The organism is Kribbella sp. NPDC051718 (assembly GCF_040681515.1).
Taxonomy (GTDB): domain Bacteria; phylum Actinomycetota; class Actinomycetes; order Propionibacteriales; family Kribbellaceae; genus Kribbella.
The window spans coordinates 492,037-509,270 of the sequence record NZ_JBFAYZ010000001.1 but is presented as its reverse complement, the minus strand read 5'-3'; the positions used below and the strand labels follow the sequence as shown (position 1 = coordinate 509,270).

The following is a 17,234-nucleotide window of genomic DNA, read 5'->3' as shown; positions in this document are numbered from 1 at the left end:
TCAGACGACGTACTCCAGCACTCGTGGGCCGGCCGTAGGGTGGTAGATCGCCTTACGGCTGAGGCCTGCAGCTGCGGCGACGTCGTCGTACTGGGTGAGGGTGCGCTCCCGGCCGTGGCCGAGCACGAGCATCAGCAGGTCCATGGTGGCGAAGACGGCCGGGGTGGCGTCGGAGGCCTCCATGACGAAGATCGATCCTCCTTCACTGAGGGCCTTCCGGCACTTGGCGAGCGCCTCGATGGCTTGGTCGTCCTCGAAGGAGTGCAGGAGGTAGCGCAGTACGAACGCGTCGGCCTGCGGCAGCTCCAGCTCGAAGAGGTTGCCGGCGAGGACGCCGCAGCTCACTCCTGCTTCGGAAAATTTCTGTTGTGCTGTGGCGATGCTCGCGGGGAGTTCGACGAGGGTGCCGTGGAGATGCGGGAAGGCGGTCAGCAGCGCTACGAGCTGCGCGCCCGTACCACCACCGACATCAACCACCTGCTCGAACCGCCGCCAGTCGAGCACCTCGGCCAGGGCCGGCCCTTCGGTCCGGGCCCGCTCGGCCATCAGTTCATCGTAGGAGGCGGTGGCACCCACGCTGAGACTCGTCTTGTTGCCCGCAGCAACCGGCCCGCCGGCCCGGACGGTACCGAGCAACTCGAAGAAGGCACGATCCATGTGCCCACCAAACCCCTCCAGATCCAGCCACTTCCTCGCAGATCCAGGCGCATCATCCAGCAACCACTTGCCACCCTCACCCAAAGCAAAGGTGTCGGCCGTGGAGGTTTCGAAGAGTCCTCGGGCAGTCAGGTAGCGCATCAGCCGGGCAAGGGCTTCTGGGTCGGCTTTGGCTTCGGACGCGAGTTCTGTGGTGGTGAGGGGGCCAGGGGCGAGCAGGTCGGCCAGGCGGAGGGTGGCTGCTACTCGGATGGCCATCGGCAGGATCAAGTCGCTGGAGGCGGCCAGTTCGGCGGGGGTCATCCGGGTTCTCCTGCGGGTTGGGCGGCTTCTGTGGCTGGGGGTTCTGAGGACTGGCGGTATCTGAGGAGGGGGATCAGCGTCAGCGTGAGGAGGACGGCGCCGCCGACGAGGATGGTGGGCTTCAGGCCTGCGCCGGCTGCGGCTACTCCGGCCAGCGCGCTGCCGATGGGGATGCCGGAGACGGCTACCGCGGCGACGACGCCGAAGACCCGGGTCTGCAGCTCGACCGGGATGCGTTCGTACAGGATCGCGCCGACGACCGGGTTCACGCTGGCTATGCCGAACCCGGCGAAGAATGTCACCGCGAGCACCACCGCCAGGTTGTCCGTCAACCCGAGCACCAGGATTCTCGGCGCCCCGCCGATCGCCGCGCCGATGAAAAAGGAAAGCATCTGCGGAAGCTTCGTCGAGAAGATCGTGAATACGACGTTCCCGGCCAGCGACCCGGCCGCGAAAACTCCGAGGACGATTCCGATCCGGGTCGGCGAACCGAACACTTCCTGTACCCAAAGCGGCAGCAATACCGTACTCGCCGCCTGCTGGAAGAAATTGATCAGGAACAATGTCGTGATCATCCCGAGCAGCAGCTTGTCGGTGCGCAGGAAACTGAATCCACCGCGCAATGCCGTCAAGTACGGTTCCTTGGCCGGCGCGACCTCCTCCGGCTCCGGCGCCGGCCGCACCAGCGCCCACACGAGCACCGCCGCCGCAAGGAACGTCCCCGCGTCCAGCCAGATCGTGTGCCGCGCCCCGAGCGTCGCGACCAGGATGCCCGCGAGCGGTGCCCCGATCAGCCCCGCGGTGCGGTTCATCGCCTCATATGCGCTGGTCACACGGATCATCGGGATCCCCGACTCTGCCGTCACCGGCCGCAGCAAGACGTGCTTGACCCTGTCCCCGACGCCCCGCATCCCGCCGCTGACGGCGATCAGCAGCACCAGTTGCCAGAAGCCGAAGTCGGGTGTCGCGGCGACGATGCTCATCGCCACGGCCGAGCTCAGATCGCACGTGATCGACGTCCGCCGCATCCCGAACCGGTCCGCGATCGGCGCCGCCAGAACACTGGTCAGCAAATACGGGATCATTTCCGCCGCCGCGACCAGTCCCATCTTCGCGGGGCTGCCCGTGGTGATCAGTACCAGCCACGGAATGGCGACCACCGAGAACCGGCTGCCGAATGCGGAGAACACATCGGCGGTGAGCAATGCGTAAAGCCCGACTCGCCGTTTCTGAATCACAGTCTCCCCCATGCTCGTCGCGTCCTCCCCCGACTGCCAGCGTACGGCACGGATTCGGTGGCGGTAAGTGTTCCGCAGTACGTATCAATGCGGCGGAAAGAAAGCGCGCAAGGCGATTTCGGCATGCCGGAATGTTGGGGGAGAAAATGACTTCGGACACAATTTTGCGGGCCTTGGCGGCCGGCGGGACGGCCGACCCGTACCCGCTGTACGCCGAGCTGCACCGGCTCGGTGAGGCGGTGCCGGTGACCGCGCCCGAGCTGCCGTACGCCGCGGCCGTCTTCGGCTACCGGGCCGTCGACCGGATCCTGCGCGACCCCGCGTTCGAGGTGCACGACGCGTTCCGGCTGGAGCCGATGACACCGGGCTGGCGCGACCACGCGGTGCTCGTGACGCTGATGAACTCGATGATGTTCAGCAACGGCGACCGGCACGGCCGGATGCGCGGGCTGTTCCGCAAGGTGTTCACCCCGCGCCGGGTCCAGGCGATGGAGCCGGACATCATCCGGATCACCGGCGAACTGCTCGACCGAGTCGCCGAGTTGGGGGCCGATGGCAACGAGGTCGACTACATGGCCGAGTTCGCGTATCTCCTGCCGGCGCGGGTCGTCGGCCGGTTGCTCGGCCTGCCGGACGAGGACATCGCCTGGTTCCGCTCGCAGGTCGATCTGATCAACGACTGGCTCGACTTCCGCCGCAAGGGTTTCGACGTACTGGATGCGGCGGATCAGGCTGCGACCCGGATCACCGACTACTACCTCGACCTGATCGCGCAGCGGCGGGCCTCGCCCCGGCAGGATTTGATCAGCGACCTGGTCCAGGCGGTCGGGCAGCACGAGGTCACGGACCTGGAGCTGGTCGGCAACCTGCTGGTGCTGTTCAACGCGAGCTTCAGTACGACGATTCATCTGTTCGGCAACGCCCTCCCGCTGCTGCTCGAGCGCCCGGCGGTCCGGAGTACGCCGGAGTCGATGCCGGCGTACGTGGAGGAGGTGCTGCGGTTCGACACTCCCGCGCACGTGTTCATCCGGGTGGCCAGTGCGGATACCGAGCTGCTCGGAGTACCGCTGCGGGAGGGGGAGCTGGTCGTAGTACTGACTGGAGCCGCCAACCGGGATCCGCGGCGGTTCGCCGCGCCGGATCGGTTCGACCCGGCGCGGGTGGACAACCAGCCGATCAGCTTCGGGGCCGGTGTGCACTACTGCCTGGGGGCCGCGCTCGCCCGGGCCGAGGCGCAGATCGCGCTGCCGATGGTGCTGGAGCGGTTCCCGCACCTGGCGCTCGGAAGCGCCGCGGTGCGGACGGACCAGCTGATCCTGCGTGGCTACAAGTCGCTGCCGATCACGGTGACCGACCGGGTGCTGGTTACGGCCGGGGGTACTGCTGATGCATCAGGGTGATGTCCTTCAACTCCGCGTCGTGCGGCGTCTCCAGCACGTTGCGGATGGTCCGGGCCATCGTCTCGGGCTGTACCCACGTGTCCGGCACGTACTCCTTGCCCTCCTGGGCGTGCACCTTGGCCTGCAGCGGCGTCGCGACCCGGCTGGCGAAGATGCTGCTCACCCGGACGCCGGTCTCGAACTCCTCGAGCCGCAGCGTCTCGGCGAAGGCGCGCAGGCCGTACTTGCTCATCGCGTAGCCGATCCAGCCGGGCCACGGGTACAGGCCGACGAGGGAGTTGACCAGTACTACGGTGCCGCGCGCTGCTCTGAGCGCGGGCAGGGCGAGGCGGGTCAGCTCGGCCGGGCCGACCAGGTTGACCTCGAGGTGCTCGCGGATCTGGGCGGGATCGCTGTCGCTGAGCGTGCGGCCCTCGCAGATGCCGGCCGCGTGGACGACGCCGGCCAGCCTTTGCGGGAGCTCGAGGTTGCCCGCGAGGGTGTCGGCCCGGCCGATGTCGCCGACCACTACTTCGGCGTCGGGGAGTTCGGCGGCGAGCTTGCCGAGGCGGTCCGGGTCGCGTCCGAACAGGACGAGGGCGCGGCCATCGGCGTACAGGGACCTGGCCAGCGTGCTGCCGATGCAGCCGGTGGCGCCGGAGATCAGGATCGGGTCGTTGTCGGCCATGGCCGGACTGTAGACGAAGTCACGACATTTCGGCAGTGTTCGGAAATCACCATCCGGGGAAGTCCGTGAGTGAGGAGCAGCCTGTGCCGAGTGCGCCAGACCCTAATGTCGTCTATCCGTTCAGTGATCGACGGCGCACTGTCTTTCTGAAACCCCTTGTTACGGTTCCCTATGTCCAAATCGGGGAATTCACTTATTACGACGATCCGGACGATGCTGCCGGTTTTGAGCGGAACAATGTGCTCTATCCGTTCGGGCCGGAGAAGCTGATCATCGGCAAGTACTGCCCGATCGCGGCCAAGGCGACGTTCCTGCTGTCCTCGGCCAACCACCCGCTGGTCGGCGTCTCGGCGTACCCGTTCTTCATCTTCGGCGGCGCCTGGGCGGACCAGACGCTGGCGCCTGCCCTGGAGGCCCCGCGCAAGGGCGACACGGTCGTCGGCAACGACGTCTGGATCGGCTACGCCGCCACGATCATGCCCGGCGTCACCATCGGCGACGGCGCCATCATCGCCACCGGCTCCGTCGTCACCACCGACGTCCCCCCGTACGCCGTAGTCGGCGGCAACCCGGCCCGCGTCCTCAAACACCGCTACTCACCCGAAGACACCACCCGCCTACTCCGAGCCGCCTGGTGGCACTGGCCGGTAGACCTGGTCACCAAACACACCCACACCATCTTCACTGGCTCCCCCGCCGCCGTAGAACAGATCGCCGTAGACCACGGCCTCACCACCGACCAGTAGCCCCACCTACCCAGACAGCCACGCAGCCCGCAGCCCCTACACGTGCACCCTGCAGTCCACCTCGCCGCCACCTGTGCGTGCAGCCTGCCGGCCACCTGCGCGGGGCTCGTGGCCTTCGGCCACCTCGCTGCCTGGGGTGGGGGCTAGCGGTTGGTTAGGTGGGCCGCCAGGCGGCGGATGGTTTCGGCGGTGGCTACTGCGTCGCTGCGGGCTGTGCCGTGGCGGCCGTCGGGGGAGTAGAGGGTGGGGTCGCTGGAGAGGGGGTGGTCGGTGAGGTGGACGTGGATGGTGTTGAGGCGGGTGGCTAGGGCTTGGGTGCGCTCGGAGAGGAGGGTCATGCGGGTGCGTAGGCCGGGGCGGAGCCAGTCGGGGATGGCGGGGGAGTAGGAGACGTTGAACATGCCTAGGGTGATTACGTCGGCGCCAATCGACTGCAGGGCGGTCACCATGGCGGCTAGTTCGGTGTCTACTCGGTCGGGGTTGTAGCGGGCGGAGAAGGCGTCGTTGCCGCCGCCTACCACCAGGGCTAGGTCGGGGGTGAAGGCTAGGGCTGGGGCTAGCTGGGTGGTGCGGATCTCGTGGGCTCGGAGGCCGGAGACGCCTAGGTTCAGGTAGTGGGGGACGGCTAGTTCAGCGGCGATGCGGTCAGCCCATTGGAGGTCGGAGTAGCCGGGGACGGGGGAGCAGAGGCCTTCGGCGACGCTGTCACCCAGGACTGCGAAGCGGCGCCAGCGGTGGCCGGCCAGGAGTTTGGCGGACTCGCCCTCGGCTAGGCAGTACTCGTCGGTGGCTTCGGTGATCATGCGGCCTCTTTGGAGCGGTAGTTGGGGAGCTCGACGGGGTTGCGCCACCAGCGGTAGACCGGGACGAGGGTGACCAGGAGCAGGATCACGCCGGAGCCGATGACCGCCGGGCGCAGGCCGAACGTGGCGGCGGACCAGCCGGCCAGTACGCCGCCTAGTGGGATGCCGATGAATGCGATCGCGCCTGTCACGCCGAAGACCCGTGTCTGGAGTTCGGCGGGCACTCGCTCGTACAGGGTTACGCCCATCACGGGGTTGACTGCTGCGTTGGCGATGCCGCAGGCGAAGCTGACGGAGATCACTACCCAGAGGTGGTGCGACAGGCCGAGCGTGAACAGCCGCGGGGCCCCGCCGATCGCGGCGCCGATCACGAAGGACGAGTACTGCGGGAGGCGCGGGCCGAGCAGCGTGAAGATCACGTTGCCCAGCAACGCGCCGGCCGCGAAGCCGCCGAACAGCAACCCCAGGGCGGCGGGTGACTTGAGGACCTGCTCGACCCAGAGCGGCACGAAGACCGCCGTGCCCGCCTGGTTGAAGACGTTCAGGAAGAAGATCATCACGATCATCCCGAGCAGCAACTGGTCCTTGCGCAGGTACGCGAACCCGCCCCGCAGCGCCTGGAAGTACGGCTCCCGAGGCGGCGCGGGGGTGTCGTCGACGACAGCCGGCAGTCGCACCAGGAAGCCGATCAGGGCGGCGCAGACGACGAAGGAGATCGCGTCCACGGTGATCGCCTTGTTCGGTCCGATCCAGCTGATCAGCAGGCCGCCGAGCGGTGCACCGACCAGGGTCGCAGTACGGGTGAATCCCTCGTACGACGAGGTCACGCGGATCATCTTGACCCCGGCCGCGTCCGCCATCGGTTTGAGCATCACGTGCTTGACCCGGTCGCCGCAGCCGCGCAGCGCACCCGCGATGGCCACCAGCAGGCACAGCAACGCGAAGGACGACCCCGGGGTCAGGACGATCGCAGCCATCGCCAGGGCGCTCCCGAGATCCGTCACGATCGATGTCCGGCGCAGGCCGAACCGGTCGGCCAGGGGCGCGGCCAGCACGCCCGATACGACGTACGGGAGCATCTCGGCCCCCGCGACGAGCCCCATCTTCGCGGGGCTGCCGGTGGTGGTCAGGACGAGCCAGGGGATCGCCACCATCGACACCCGGTCGCCCAGCACCGACAGCACGTCCGCGCTGAACAGCGCGATCAACCCGGCCCTGCGCCGCCCGGACGCCTGCCCCGGCGGCTGCCCCGGTTGCCCCGACGACTGCCCCTGCGACGGCTGCGACGGCTGGGTCGACGGCTCGCTCACGCCGGCCGCGCTTCGTGTCGCGCCCGCAGAGCCACCTTGTCGACCTTGTGGGCGGACGTCAGCGGCAACTCATCCAGGAACTCGATCTCCCGCGGCGTCCACATCTCGTTGAACTCGTCCCGCACCAGCGTCTGCAGCTCGCCAGCGGTCGCCACAGCCCCGTCGTACCGGACCACATACGCGTGCGGCACCTCCCCGAACGCCTCGTCCGGTACGCCGATCACCGCGGCCGCCCGCACCCCCGGATGCGACTGCAGCAGGTCCTCGATCGGCCGGCAGTACACGTTCCAGTTGCTCGACCCGGTGACGATCGTGTCCTGCACCCGGTCGACGACGTACAGGTACCCGTCGGAGTCGAGATACCCCAGGTCACCCGTCCGCACCCAGTCGTCGACGATGGCCCGTTCGGTGAGGTCCGGCCGCCCCCAGTACCCCGCGAACCGTAGCCTGCTGGTCGCGTAGATCTCACCGGTCTGCCCCGGCGGCACAGCACTGCCCGCCGAGTCCCGGATCTCCACCTGCACGTCCCCGTACGGCGTACCGCTCGACCGCAGCCGCTCGGGATGCTCCGGGTCCTCGGTCAGCCCCGGCTGAGCCGTCACCACGATGACCTCGCTCAGCCCGTACACGATCCGCAGTACCGGCCCGAACGCCTTGATGGCCTGCCGCAGCCGCGACGGAGCGGCAGGGCCGGCGCCGACGTTGAGCATGAACAGGCTGCTGACGTCAGTGGTCGGCAGGTCCGGGTGGTCGAGCAGCTGGTAGAGCAGGGGCGGCGACACGTACGTCGAGTTGATCCGCTCGCGCTCGATCGTCGCCAGCGCGCGGCCCGCGTCCCAGTCGTCCTCGAGGAACAGCACGCCGCCCATGAACAGGTTGAAGAAGCTGGTGATCTGCCCGCTCGCGAACGCCATCGGCGAGTGGGACAGGTGCCGCAGCACGGGCAGCCCGGCGGCCAGGTAGTCGGCGGCCAGCGTCAGGATCTGCTCGTAGAACGCCTGCCGGTGATGCACCAGCTTGGGCTCCCCGGTGGTCCCGCTCGTCTGCAGACAGGTGGCGGGCGTCAGCTCGCCGTACTCCGGTTCGAAGGCCGTGACCGGCGGTGCCAGCAGGTCCGGCCCCAACCCGCCTGCACCGAGGCAGTGCACCGGTACTGCGAGGCTGACGGCCAGCCGCTCGCCCAGGACGGCCTTGGTGCGCGCGTCGTAGACGAACACGTCCGCCTCGGACAGCCGGGCGAACGCCTCGATCTCCCGGCGGCCCGCGATCGGCGCGATCCACATCGTCCGGGCGCCGACCAGGTGCAGCGCGAGCTGGAGGGCCGGCAACTCGATCGTGTTGCCGGCCAGTACGAGCACGCCGGTACCAGGGCCGACGCCGCGATCCTGCAGCGTCGCGGCCAGGTCGAGCACCTGCGCGCGCAGGTCGGCGTACGTCAGCCGCCGGCCGCCGGCGACGATCGCCTCGGCCTCGCCGTACTGCGCGAAAAGCCGGAGCGCAGCGACCACATAAGAACCGGACCGCTCCAGGTTCCGGTCCAGCACGAAATCGACCGACATGGCGCCCCACCCTTTCGGTATCCGGGGCGACTGTACTTCCGATATTTCCCGGCGGCCAGCGGTCGGGTGAATTCAAGCGAACAATTCAAAGCGCCCGTTGACGTGTCAGGAATCCGGAACTAGGTTTCCGTCACCGCCACTCGCGCAGGGTATTTCTCACCCGCCGCGCGCCAACCCATTGGGGGGTTGTTCCATGCGCATTCCCAGTACCGTCAGATCGGCCGCACTAGCGGCCGCCGTTTCACTGGCCGGCTCGGCCCTGGTCTTCACCGGATCGTCTGCTCAGACGTCCGGCGGCCACGGCGACCGGCCGGAGTGGGTGGGCAGCTGGTCCGCCGGCATCGTCAAGCCCGAGACGGCCGGGTTCACCAACACCGGTCTCAACAACCAGAGCGCCCGCTACGTGGTCCGGCCGTCCGTGGGGGGCGACAAGGTCCGGATCCGGTTCACCAACATCTACGGCGACCGGCCGATCACGATCGGCGCGGCGACCGTGGCGTTCGGGGACACCTCGACGCCGGTGCAGTCCGACATCGTGGTGGCGTCCAAGCGCACGCTGACCTTCAACGGCGGCTCGCCGACCGCGGTGATGAACAAGGGCGCCGAGCTGCTCAGCGACCCGGTCAAGCTGGCCGTGCCGGACCTGAGCACGCTGGTGATCAGCGTCTTCTACCCGACCGCGACCGGCCCGACCAGCTGGCACGCGTCGTCGGACCAGGAGAACTTCTTCGGTCCGGGCGACCTGACCAACGCGCCCGACGGTACGCCGTTCGACCGGACCCGGGCCTGCTGCTGGACGTTCCTGTCCGGCGTAGACGTGCTGACCGAGAAGTCCGCGGGCTCGATCGTCGTGCTCGGTGACTCGATCGCGGACGGCCTGCTGAGCACGCTGAACGGCAACAACCGCTGGCCCGATCAGCTCGCCGAACGGCTGGTCGCCGACCGTAACCACAACGCTCCCGGCGTACTGAACGTCGGCGAGGCCGGCAACCGGCTGCTGCAGGACAGTGACGGCCTGATCCTCGGTGGCCCGAGCGGCACCGAGCAGCTCGGCCCGAACGCGCTGGCCCGGCTGAACGAGGACGTCTACGCCCAGACCAACGAGCGGACCGTCATCACCCACCTCGGCGTGAACGACATCTGGATGAACGGCGCCAGCTCGGACCAGATCATCGGCGCGCTCAAGCAGATCAACAGCCAGCTGCACGAGAACGGCATCACCAGCATCGGCGCCACCATCACGCCGTACGGCGGCTTCACCACGCCGGGCGGCTGGACGCCGGAGAAGGAGGCGACTCGCGTCGCGGTGAACAAGTGGCTGCGCAACCAGCACGTGTTCGACGGCGTCATCGACTTCGACAAGGCCGTTCGCGACCCAAGCGCGCCCGAGAAGCTGCTCGCGGCGTACGACGGTGGCGACCACATCCACCTGAACGACACCGGGTACCAGGCGATGGCCGACTCGATCCCGCTGCAGCTGGTGCGGTGAGCCGCTGATGACCACCGCCGCCGATCAAGTGCTCAAGGGACTCTTCAGCGAAGCCGGTCTGGACGATCCATACCGGTACTACGCGGAACTCCACAAGCTAGGTCCAGTCTCCCTGTTGGGAGGCGATGGCGGATATGCGGCGGTGGTCACCGGCTACCAGGCAGCCGACGAGCTGCTGCGCGACCCGCGATTCCACGTTGCAGACGACGTGTACAGCGACGACCGCGGCGGCCCCGGCTGGCGCGAGCATCCGCTGCTGGCGGTGCTCAACAACTCGATGATGTACAGCAACGGCCCCCGGCACCTGACGGCCAGACGCCTGTTCCACCAGGTGTTCACGCCCCGCCGGGTGACCGAGCTGGAGCCGGCCGTCGGCCAGTTGGTCGACGGCCTGATGGATCAGCTGGCCGAACGATTCGACACCGACGGGGAGGCGGACTTCATGACCGAGTTCGCCTACCCGTTGCCGAGCAGTGTGGTCGCCGCCCTGCTCGGCATCCCGCAGGCCGACCTGGCCTGGTTCCGGCCCAGAGTCGAACGAATCAACGACTTTCTCGACGTGGTCGGCAAGACCGACGAGGTCCTGGCGGCCGCCGATCAGGCGACCCGGGAGCTGTCCGACTACTACCGCGACCTCATCGTCGCGCGGCGGAAGTCGCCGAGCGACGACCTGATCAGTCAGCTGGTCGCGGCGATCGACGCCGGGCTGCACGAGGTGTCGGACTACGACCTGATCTGCAACCTGCTGGTGCTCTTCAACGCCAGCTTCGTGACGACGATCCACCTGATCGGCAACGGGATGTGGCAACTGCTCGACCGGCCGGAGCTACGCGCGGCCGCCGGTTCGCCTGCCTTCGTCGAGGAGGTGCTGCGGTACGAAGCGCCGGTACAGTTCGTCGCCCGTTGGTCCGAAGAGGATGCCGCGATCGCCGGCACCGTCCTTCCAGCCAAGGAGATCGTGTTGGTGATGATCGGTGCTGCCAATCGGGACTCGCTGCGCTACCCCTCGCCGGATCTGTTCGATGCGGGGCGGACCGATGTGAAGCCGTTGAGTTTCGGGGCCGGTCCGCACTACTGCCTGGGTGCCGCGCTGGCCCGGGCGGAGGCGCGGATCGCCTTTCCCCGGTTGCTGGAGCGGTTCCCGTCTTTGCGGGCCGCGCGCGCGCCGGTGCGGAATCCACAGCAGTTCCTGCGCGGGTACAAGTCGATGCCGGTGGCAACATGACTGCCGACGAGATCCTCGCGCTGCTGCAGACCGACGAGGGGCGGCGGGCGCCGTATCCCTTGTACGAAAGACTTCATGAGCTCGGGCCGGTGAGTTTGACCCCGGCCAGTACTGCGTACGCGGCTGTGGCCAACGGGTATGCGGCGGTCGACCAGATCTTGCGTGATCCGCGGTTCGTCAAGGGTGGTCCGGCGCCGGGGCCATCGGCTGATCCGGTATCGAGGGCGTTGGGGAACTCGATGATGTTCCGGACCGAACCCGATCATGGGCGGATGCGGCGGGCGTTTCATCAGGCCTTCACGCCGCGGCGGGTCGCCGAGCTGGAGCCGGAGATCGTCGCGTTGACGGACTCGCTGCTGGATCGGCTCGAATCGCTGGGCGCTGATGGGCCGGTCGACTTCATCGCGGAGTTCGGGTATCTGCTGCCCGCCGGCGTGATGAGTGCGTTGCTGGGGATCCCGGCGCCGGATCTGGAGTGGTTCAGGACCCGGGTGCAGCGGGTGGAGGACTATCTGGACTTCGGTGGGCGGACTGCCGAGAAGGTTGCCGCCGCCAACGAGGCGGCGGTCGAGATGTCGGCCTACTACCAGCGGCTGATCGATGATCGGCGTGTTGCTCCTGGCAACGATCTGATCAGTGGGCTGGTGCAGGTGATCGACTCCGGCAGCGATGTGCTGACCGATGAGGAGCTGGTGGGCAACCTGCTGGTGCTCTTCAACGCCAGTTTCGTCACCACGATCAACCTGCTCGGGAACGCGTTGCCGCCGTTGCTCGAACGGCCCTCGCTCGTGAAGGCGCTGGCTGCCGATCCGGTGGTGGCCGAGGCGTGCGTCGAGGAGGTGCTGCGGTGGGACGGGACGGCGCAGGTCGTCGTACGGACTGCGTCTGAGGACCTGTCCGTTGGTGGGGTGACGATCCCGGAGGGTGGGTTGGTGTTGGTGATTCTGGGCGCCGCCAACCGGGATCCGGCGCGGTTCGCGTCGCCTGAGGTGTTCGATGCGGAGCGGGCGGACAAGCGGCACATCACCTTTGGGGCCGGCGCGTACTTCTGTATCGGGGCGGTGCTTGCGCGGGCGGAGGGGCGGCTGGCGTTACCGCGGTTGTTCCAGCGGTTCCCGGAGTTGGCGCTGGCCGGGGCGCCGGTACAGAGTGCCGGCTTCGCGCTTCGTGGGTTCGCGACCATGCCTGTCACGCTGACTTGAGAGGTGCTTGTCATGCCATTGGATCCTCAGGTCGAGGAGATGCGGGCGAAGCGTGCGGCGGACAACGTGCCGCAGCTCTACACACAGACGCTGGCCGAGGCGCGGGCTGCCGACCTCGCCTCCATCCAGGCGGGTGGCGGCTCGGTTGAGCCGGTGCACTCCGTCCGGGATGTTGTGATGGAGGAGTCCGGGCTGACATTGCGGATCTACCGTCCGGTGGGGGATGGGCCGTTGCCGACGCTTGTGTACTTCTTCGGCGGCGGCTGGACCCTCGGCAGCATCGAGACCGCTGACGGGGTGTGCCGTCGGTTGGCGAACCTCGTCCCCTGCCAGGTCATCACCGTCGGCTACCGCCTGGCGCCCGAGAACCCGTTCCCTGCGGCGGTCAATGACTGCCACCGAGCGACCCAGTGGATCGCCGCCCACGCTGTAGAACTAGGCGTGGACGTAGCCCGCCTAGCCGTCGGCGGCGACAGCGCCGGCGGCAATCTGGCGGCGGCAACCACCCTATTGGCAAGGGATTCCGGCCCGTCGCTAGCTGCCCAGCTCCTGATCTACCCGAACACCCTGTATGGCTCGGATACCGCCTCCATGCGCGTCGGCGACGACCCGTTCCTCTTCAATCGCACCTCAGTCAACTGGTACTGGCAGCACTACCTACGCGACGAGTCCGACGGCACGAACCCGCTCGCCTCCCCACTCCTGGCCCCCTCCCACGCCGGCCTCCCGCCGGCCCTGGTCATCACCGCCGAGTACGACCCCCTACGCGACGAAGGCGAGTATTACGCCGAAAAGCTCTACGCCGCCGGCGTCCCCACCGAACTGACCCGCTACGACGGCATGCCCCACGGCTTCTACACCATGTCCGGCATCCTCGACACCGCCCGCAAGGCTTTGGCCGACTCAGCCACCTGGCTAAGAACCACCTTCACCAATGCCTGACCTCCAAGCGCCTCCGAGTGCGGCCGCGTTGTGCCTCGAGGACTTCGAGGAGCTCGCGGCCGGGGTGCTGCCGGTTGAGGTTCGTGAGTTTGTTGGTGGGGGGAGTGGGACTGAGACGACGCTTCGGTTGAACCGGGCGGCGTTGGATGCGGTGACGTTGACGCCTCGGGTGCTGGCGGGGGTGGGTGAGGCTGAGTTGGGGTGTCGGTTGGTGGGTGGGCAGGTGGGGATGCCTGTGGTGGTGGCGCCGATGGCTTATCAGCGGTTGGTGCATCCGGAAGGGGAGTTGTTGCTGGCTCGGGCGGCTGCGGCGGCTGGGGTGCCGTATGTGATCAGTACGTTGAGCAGCTACCCGCTGGAGGAAATCGCGGGGGTGGCACCGTCGTGGTTTCAGTTGTACTGGTTGCGGGATCGGGCGATGGTGGAGTCGCTGGTCGACCGGGCCGAGGCGGCTGGGTGTGGCGCGTTGATGGTGACGGTGGATGTTCCGGTGATGGGTCGGCGGCTGCGGGACGTGCGGAATGCCTTCGCGTTGCCAGAGGACGTTGTCGCGGCCAACCTGGTCGGGGCGCGGAGCGAGGCGCATGTCGGCGTACCGGGGTTGTCTGCTGTTGCGGCGCATACAGCATCGGCCTTCGAGCCCGCAGTGTCCTGGCGGGACCTCGAATGGCTGAGAGCCAGGACCAAGCTTCCCCTGCTGTTGAAGGGGATTCTCGACTCGCGGGACGCCGTCCGAGCGGTGCAAGTAGGTGCTGACGGCATCGTTGTGTCCAACCATGGCGGCCGCCAGCTGGACGGAGCTGTTGCCTCGATCGACGCGTTGCCGAGGATTGTGGATGCCGTGAGCCAAGAGTGTGAAGTGTTGCTGGACAGCGGGATCCGGAGCGGTACGGACGTACTACGTGCCCTCGCGGTCGGCGCCTCCGGAGTACTGATCGGCCGTCCGCTGCTCTGGGCCCTCGCCGTCGACGCCTGCGGAGAAGCATTGGACCTGCTGCGCAAGGAACTGGCCGACGCGATGCTGCTGGCCGGCTGCGGGAATGTCCAAGCCGCGGCACGCCTCACCACCGGGAGGGCCTGATGGCCGATCTGGACGTCACCGACCTGCACGGCTCGCTCACCGACCGCGCGCTGAACTCGATGAACTTCCTCAACGAGGTCGCCAACCACTACCCCGACGCGATCTCGCTCGCGGCCGGGCGGCCGTACGAGGAGTTCTACGCCCTCGAGGACCTGCACTCCTACCTCGACACCTTCGCTGGGTATCTGCGCGACGAACTCGGCTACGACGAGGCCGGCGTGCGGCGGCAGATCTTCCAGTACGGCCGCACGAAGGGCATCATCCACCCGCTGGTCGCCCGCAACCTCGCCGCCGACGAGGGCATCGCGGTCGACCCGGACGCGATCGTGGTGACGGTCGGCTGCCAGGAAGCGATGGTCCTCGTACTCCGCGCGCTCCGCGCGACCCCCGCCGACGTCTTGCTCGCCATCTCCCCGGCCTACGTCGGCATCACCGGCGCCGCCCGACTCGTCGACCTGCCGGTCCTCCCAGTTGCCGGGGGCAACGACGGCGTCGACCTCGAAGATCTGGTGGCGGTCGTCAAGCGAGCCCGGGCCGACGGCCTCCGCCCGCGCGCCTGCTACGTCATGCCCGACTTCGCCAACCCATCCGGCCTCAGCCTCGACCTGGAGACAAGGCGGCGACTGCTGGAAGTCGCCGCCCAGGAAGACCTCCTGCTGCTCGAAGACAACCCGTACGGCCTGTTCCCCGCCGCCGGCGTCGACCGAGTACCGACTCTCAAGGCCTTGGACACCGAGCGCCGCGTGATCTACCTCGGCTCGTTCGCCAAGACCGCGCTGCCCGGCGCCCGAGTCGGCTACGTCGTCGCCGACCAGACGGTCGCCGCACCCGACGGCACCGTCGGCTTGCTGGCCGACGAACTCTCGAAGCTCAAGAGCATGCTGACGGTCAACACCTCAGCCGTCGCACAGGCGGTGATCGGCGGCAAGCTCCTCCAAAACGACTGCAGCCTCATCACCGCCACCCTGCGCGAGCGCGACATCTACGCCGCCAACCTCCGAGCCATCACCGACGGCCTGGCCGCCCGCTTCCCCGATGGCGAAGTCACGTGGACCGTCCCGTCCGGAGGCTTCTTCATCGTCGTCACCGTCCCCTTCCCGGTCACCGACGCCTTGCTGGAGAAGTCCGCCCACGAGTACGGCGTCCTGTTCACCCCGATGAGCCACTTCTACGACGGCGACGCCCCGCTCAACGCCCTCCGCCTCTCCTGCAGCTCAGTGACCCCCACCCAGATCGACGCCGCCCTGAACCGCCTCACGGCTCTGATCCACGACCAACTCTGAAAATTGGTACTGCCACCTGCCATAGAACTGGATCTGTAGACCGGACCGCTTGCTTCCTACGGTGGTTTTATGACCGATACAGCCTGCGAGCGTCCAATCCTGGTTCCAGTGGTCGTTGCCGAGCCCCTGGTGACGCCGGCTTTCGGGCGACTGCTGCTGATTGTGTTCGGGTCCGGGCTGAGCATGTACCTGCTGACCTCGGTGGTGCCGCTCTATCTGGCAGCGAACGGAGCCGGCGGCATCGGAGCCGGCCTGTCGACCGGGGCGATGATGCTGGCAGCCGTAGTTGTCGAGCTGCTGGTGCCGCGGATGCTGAGGCGCTTCGGGTACCGCGGAACGCTCGCGCTAGGGCTCGTACTGCTCGGGGCGCCGGCCATCGCTCTGGTCGTCACCTCATCGCTTCCACTCGTCCTGGCCGTCTGCGTGGTGCGCGGCGCCGGGCTGGCGATCATGGTCGTCGGCGCGGTCGCCCTGGTCGCGGACGTCGCTCCGGCTCACCGGCGAGGCGAGGCCTTGGGGATCTACGGAGTCGTCGTCGGGCTGCCCGCCGTGATCGGGCTGCCGTTGGGGATCTACCTCACCGGCGTGATCGGGTACGACGCGCTGTTCGTCTTCGCCGCCGTCGCGTCGCTGACCGGCCTTGCGATGGTGCCGGGCGTGGCGGCGCTTAGTACCGGCGGGGAAGAGCAGCACGTGAAGGTGCTGGGCGGATTGCGGGGGAGCGGATTGCTGATGCCGACGTTCGTGTTCGCGGCCGTGACCGTTGCCGCGGGCATCAGTGTGACCTTCCTGCCGTTGGGATCCGGCAACCACCTGGTGGTCGCCGTCGCGTTGCTGATCCAGGCGATCGCCGCACCGGGCGCCCGCTGGCTGGCCGGGCGGGTCGGTGACCGCGTCGGACCGGCCAAATTGTTGCCTCCGGCCATCATCCTGGCCGCGCTGGGCGCCGGGTCGCTCGTCTTCATCGGCAACGCGGCAGCCGTCATCGCCGGCGCCGCGCTCTTCGGGATCGGCTTCGGCGCGGCCCAGAACCTCACCCTGGCGATCATGTACGACCGCTCACCCAAGACCCGGTACGGCCAGGTCAGCGCCTTGTGGAACCTCGCGTACGACGGCGGCTGGGGCGCCGGCGCGATCATTTTCGGCTTCGTCGTCGCCGGTACCGGCTATCCGCTCGCCTTCGCGCTGACCGCCGCCCTGGTCGCCGTGGCCGTTGTTCCCACCCTCGGGGCTCACTCCAGGTAACGAACTGACTGCTGTTCCTGCACGAACCGGCAGCAATCCATTGCACGAAGATGCAAAACTCACGCGCGTCGCCTGGTGGCGAAG

Annotated in this window: 15 protein-coding genes; 9 read left to right on the top strand and 6 right to left on the bottom strand. The window is 68.0% G+C overall.

Features of this window, described 5'->3' with window-relative positions:
• The gene (locus AB0M15_RS02415; protein ID WP_363813126.1) at positions 1-960 is read right to left on the bottom strand and encodes a methyltransferase; all 960 of its coding nucleotides are present in this window, start codon (positions 958-960) and stop codon (positions 1-3) included.
• Positions 957-2,210 (bottom strand): MFS transporter, encoded by a 1,254-nt coding sequence (locus tag AB0M15_RS02410; protein WP_363813124.1) that lies wholly within the window; start codon positions 2,208-2,210, stop codon positions 957-959. Before AB0M15_RS02410 ends, AB0M15_RS02415 begins: the two co-directional genes overlap by 4 nt.
• A 134-nt stretch (positions 2,211-2,344) precedes the next feature.
• Between AB0M15_RS02410 and AB0M15_RS02405 the strand changes: the two genes are divergently transcribed.
• Positions 2,345-3,598, top strand: coding sequence for a cytochrome P450 (locus AB0M15_RS02405; protein WP_363813122.1), 1,254 nt, complete (start codon positions 2,345-2,347; stop codon positions 3,596-3,598).
• Here the strand turns inward: AB0M15_RS02405 and AB0M15_RS02400 are convergent.
• Positions 3,564-4,265 (bottom strand): SDR family NAD(P)-dependent oxidoreductase, encoded by a 702-nt coding sequence (locus AB0M15_RS02400; RefSeq protein WP_363813120.1) that lies wholly within the window; start codon positions 4,263-4,265, stop codon positions 3,564-3,566. The genes AB0M15_RS02405 and AB0M15_RS02400 overlap by 35 nt on opposite strands.
• 239 nt (positions 4,266-4,504) lie before the next feature.
• Between AB0M15_RS02400 and AB0M15_RS02395 the strand changes: the two genes are divergently transcribed.
• A complete protein-coding gene (locus tag AB0M15_RS02395) occupies positions 4,505-5,011 on the top strand; it encodes a CatB-related O-acetyltransferase (RefSeq protein WP_363813118.1) in 507 nt (168 codons plus the stop codon).
• 143 nt (positions 5,012-5,154) lie between these two features.
• Here AB0M15_RS02395 and AB0M15_RS02390 read toward each other — a convergent pair whose 3' ends face one another.
• The 3 genes from AB0M15_RS02390 to AB0M15_RS02380 are packed head-to-tail and all read right to left on the bottom strand — an operon-like array spanning position 5,155 to position 8,683.
• On the bottom strand, positions 5,155-5,814 hold the full coding sequence (locus AB0M15_RS02390; protein WP_363813116.1) for an SGNH/GDSL hydrolase family protein: 660 nt from the start codon (positions 5,812-5,814) through the stop codon (positions 5,155-5,157).
• On the bottom strand, positions 5,811-7,124 hold the full coding sequence (locus tag AB0M15_RS02385; RefSeq protein ID WP_363813114.1) for an MFS transporter: 1,314 nt from the start codon (positions 7,122-7,124) through the stop codon (positions 5,811-5,813). Before AB0M15_RS02385 ends, AB0M15_RS02390 begins: the two co-directional genes overlap by 4 nt.
• Entirely contained in the window at positions 7,121-8,683 is a 1,563-nt protein-coding gene (locus tag AB0M15_RS02380; protein WP_363813112.1) for an AMP-binding protein, read from the bottom strand. Before AB0M15_RS02380 ends, AB0M15_RS02385 begins: the two co-directional genes overlap by 4 nt.
• 193 nt (positions 8,684-8,876) lie before the next feature.
• Here AB0M15_RS02380 and AB0M15_RS02375 point away from each other — a divergent pair, with 193 nt between their 5' ends.
• From AB0M15_RS02375 to AB0M15_RS02345, 7 genes are all read left to right on the top strand, one after another.
• Positions 8,877-10,172 carry an SGNH/GDSL hydrolase family protein gene (locus AB0M15_RS02375; RefSeq protein ID WP_363813110.1) on the top strand — a complete coding sequence of 432 codons (1,296 nt, stop codon included), beginning with the start codon at positions 8,877-8,879 and terminating at the stop codon, positions 10,170-10,172.
• A gap of 7 nt (positions 10,173-10,179) precedes the next feature.
• Positions 10,180-11,397, top strand: a complete 1,218-nt coding sequence (locus AB0M15_RS02370) for a cytochrome P450 (RefSeq protein WP_363813108.1) — start codon at positions 10,180-10,182, stop codon at positions 11,395-11,397.
• Complete coding sequence (locus AB0M15_RS02365; protein WP_363813106.1) at positions 11,394-12,599, top strand: cytochrome P450; 1,206 nt, start codon at positions 11,394-11,396, stop codon at positions 12,597-12,599. Before AB0M15_RS02370 ends, AB0M15_RS02365 begins: the two co-directional genes overlap by 4 nt.
• A 12-nt stretch (positions 12,600-12,611) precedes the next feature.
• Positions 12,612-13,541 (top strand): alpha/beta hydrolase, encoded by a 930-nt coding sequence (locus AB0M15_RS02360; RefSeq protein ID WP_363813104.1) that lies wholly within the window; start codon positions 12,612-12,614, stop codon positions 13,539-13,541.
• Entirely contained in the window at positions 13,534-14,622 is a 1,089-nt protein-coding gene (locus AB0M15_RS02355; RefSeq protein WP_363813102.1) for an alpha-hydroxy acid oxidase, read from the top strand. Before AB0M15_RS02360 ends, AB0M15_RS02355 begins: the two co-directional genes overlap by 8 nt.
• A complete protein-coding gene (locus tag AB0M15_RS02350) occupies positions 14,622-15,905 on the top strand; it encodes a PLP-dependent aminotransferase family protein (RefSeq protein ID WP_363813100.1) in 1,284 nt (427 codons plus the stop codon). The genes AB0M15_RS02355 and AB0M15_RS02350 overlap by 1 nt, the downstream gene beginning before the upstream one ends.
• A 69-nt stretch (positions 15,906-15,974) precedes the next feature.
• Positions 15,975-17,150, top strand: a complete 1,176-nt coding sequence (locus tag AB0M15_RS02345; protein ID WP_363813098.1) for an MFS transporter — start codon at positions 15,975-15,977, stop codon at positions 17,148-17,150.
• Positions 17,151-17,234 lie beyond the last annotated feature (84 nt).